Below are 2,083 nucleotides of genomic sequence, written 5' to 3'. Positions count from 1 at the left end.
CCCGGACAAGCCGACGAATCCCCTAGAAGACACCACGGTCAGTCAGAGGGTGAGTCAGACCGGCCGGGTGACCCGCTCCCACATCATCACTGTCAGAGGGTGAGCACGACGGTGGAGATGCTCCGCGCGCCGACGCTCACAGTCACCTGGTTGCCGTTCACGCCCACCGGCTGGCTCGCCGCGCTGGCGTTCTGCGACGTGGCCACGTACTCGGCCCGGCTGACGTTCTGCGGCGCCTGGATGATCGCGTTGTTCACCGCGCTGGTCGACCGGTTGAGGATCACCAGCGTGACCTTCCCGTCGCCGGAATAGGCGGTCACCTCCAGCGGCGACGCCTTCGAGCTCTTGGTCAGGGCGACCCGCTGGTAGCCGGGCCGCACGTACTTCGCGTACTGCGAGAACGCGTACCCCCGCTTGAGCGGCGCGCCCGCCACGGTGCCGTACGCGGACTCGCCGTCACCGATGAACGAGTAGTAGCGCTTGCCGTACCACCAGACGTACGCGCTCCAGTTCGACTCCATCGACTTGTGCACGGTGCGCATGATGTCGTCGAGCGTCTCGTTCCAGGCCGCCGCGTTGGCCGGGTTGCCCCAGATGTTGGAGCCGCCGCCGTCGGCCTCGTGCAGGTTCCACTCGGTCATCCACACCGGCTTGTTGTACTGCTGCGCCAGCGTGTACGGCTTCAGCCGGCCGGACGCCTCGGTGCCGTACAGGTGCCCGCCGATGTAGCCGATGTTGTTGCGGGCCGCCGCGTCGTTGAGCGTCGGGTCGGTGTAGCCGTAGTTCAGGTTCACCGCCTCGGCGACCATCAGCTTGGTGTTCTGCACCTTGGCGCCCTGCTCCCGTAAGAAGGTCTGCAGCTCGGTGCCGCTCCAGTCCATCGAGTCGTAGTCCGGGTGCCAGTCCGGCTCGTTCTGCACGGACGTGACGTCGATCGTCACGCCCTGGTTGCGCATGTACTGGACGTAGCTGTTGAGGTGGCCTGCGTAGTCGTCGTAGTAGTCGGTGCGCAGCTTGCCGCCGTTGATCCGGCTGTTGTTCGTCTTCCAGGCCGCCGGGGCGGTCCACGGCGACGCCATGATCTTCACGTTCGACCCGTACGACTTCGCCGTCCGCAGCGCGCTGACCTGGGTGCCCCACTCGCCGGACACCGGCGAGATGCCGGTACGCACGATGGACAGGCCGAGCTGGTTGGGGCCGAGCCCGACGAGCGTCTGCGTCTCGGCCGTCGACCAGGCGCCGCCCCAGATCGACACCGCGGCGCCGAACCCGTCGATGGTCTGGTAGCGGCTGGTGGTGTTGACGGTGATGTCCGCCGCCCCGGTGGGCGGCGGGCTGCTGGGCGAGGTGGTGGGCGAACTCGTCGGGGAGGTGGACGGCGACGTGGTCGGCGTCGTCGTGCCACCGGTGCAGGTCACCCCGTTGAGCGCGAAGCTCGTCGGTGCGGGGTTGCTGCTGGTCCAGGCCCCGTTGAAGCCGAACGACGTGCTGCCGTTGGTGGGGATGGACCCGTTGTAGTCGACGTTGCGGGCGCTGACCGCCGCGCCGCTCTGGGTCACCGTGGCGTTCCACGCCTGGGTGACGGTCTGGCCGGCGGCGTAGGACCAGGTGAGCGTCCAGCCGTTGACCGGGTCACCGAGGTTGGTGACCGTGACGTTCGCGCCGAAGCCGCCCTGCCACTGCGACGACACGGCGTAGGTGACCGCGCAGCCGGCGGCCGCCGCCCCGGCCGGCAGCGCCGCGGCCATCGCGGTCGACGCCAGCAGGACGGCCCCGGCCGACAACACCGCGGTACGGGTCGTTCTGTGCCTTCTCATCGGACCTCTCTCTCCTCGATCGGCCGGCTCAGCGCTGGAGGGTGAGCAGTCCGGGCCGGTAGGGCAGGAGGCCGTAGTCGCCGCCGGAGTTGGGGGAGCGGCCCTGGTAGAGCAGTTGGAGGTTGCAGGGGTCGACGGTGAAGGTCTGGTCCGCGGTGGTGCGGATCAGTTCGCCGTGGCTGATGTCGTTGGTCCAGGTGGCGCCGCTGTTGGCCTTGCCGGCGAACGGGTTGGACTCGGTGGCGGCCTGCGGGGTCCAGGAGCCG

At 68.9% G+C, this 2,083-nt stretch carries 2 protein-coding genes; both read right to left on the bottom strand.

Annotated features, from left to right (window positions below):
* Window positions 1–92 precede the first annotated feature (92 nt).
* On the bottom strand, window positions 93–1,817 hold the full coding sequence (locus SM452_RS30285) for a cellulose binding domain-containing protein (protein WP_463841213.1): 1,725 nt from the start codon (window positions 1,815–1,817) through the stop codon (window positions 93–95).
* Between the two features lie 28 nt (window positions 1,818–1,845).
* Window positions 1,846–2,083 (bottom strand): non-reducing end alpha-L-arabinofuranosidase family hydrolase (locus SM452_RS30280; protein WP_463841195.1); only part of this gene is annotated, 238 nt, incomplete at its 5' end.

The sequence above is a fragment of the Micromonospora sp. SYSU B005 genome (assembly GCF_055362685.1).
This window is presented reverse-complemented; position numbering and strand designations above follow the sequence as displayed.

Coding starts and splice junctions, on each gene's coding strand:
- SM452_RS30285 (WP_463841213.1), bottom strand. CDS start 1,817: ATGAGAAGGCACAGAACGACCCGTACCGCGGTGTTGTCGGCCGGGGCC.